1 protein-coding gene is annotated in these 611 nt (G+C 67.8%); it reads right to left on the bottom strand.

Features of this window, described 5'->3' with window-relative positions; all coding sequences use genetic code 11:
* Positions 1–611: Ig-like domain-containing protein (locus AC1D1L_RS33740; protein ID WP_477345855.1), on the bottom strand; the 611-nt coding region annotated here is incomplete at both ends.

The following is a 611-nucleotide window of genomic DNA, read 5'->3' as shown; positions in this document are numbered from 1 at the left end:
CCGATCGAGATGGTCAGCGTGGTGTGCGAGGTGTCGCCGTCGCCGTCCTTGATGGTGTAGGTGAAGACGTCGTCATGGCCGCCGGCCGAGCCGGCATCGCGGGTATAGGTGTAGGTGCCGTCGGCGGCCAGCGTCAGCTTGCCGTAGAGGCCCTGGATCGGGGTGCCGAGTGTTGCGGCATTGTCGACGTCGGCATTGGTGTTGCCGGCGGCGACGCCGACCACGGCAGCGCCGTCGGCGCCCCTGGTGTCGGCAACCCCGTCGGTCGCGTTGCCGTCGAGGGCATCGGTTCCGCCAACCAGCACATTGCCGGTGGCCGGGCCGAACAGGCCAGGCCCGATGCTGTCGATGTCGGCGACTGCCGTCGGCACGTCATCGACGATGTTGATGATGAGGCTGCCGGCCGGTGCGCTGTCGCCATCGGCGTCGGTGACGACGACCGCGAAGCTGGTGCTGGACGGATCGGTCAGCGTGTTGTCGATGAGCGTGTAGGAGTAGCTGATCGTGCCGAGGCCGGTCGCCGGATTGTAGACATAGCTTGCCGTCAGCGTGCCTGTCGTCCCGTCGGCGAACGCCGTCGGGATACCGGTCAGTACATGGCCGCCCAGCGC

Source organism: Mesorhizobium sp. P2_D6 (assembly GCF_056404315.1).
Note: the sequence above shows the minus strand (reverse complement) of the source record. Positions and strands in the feature narration are given on the sequence as shown.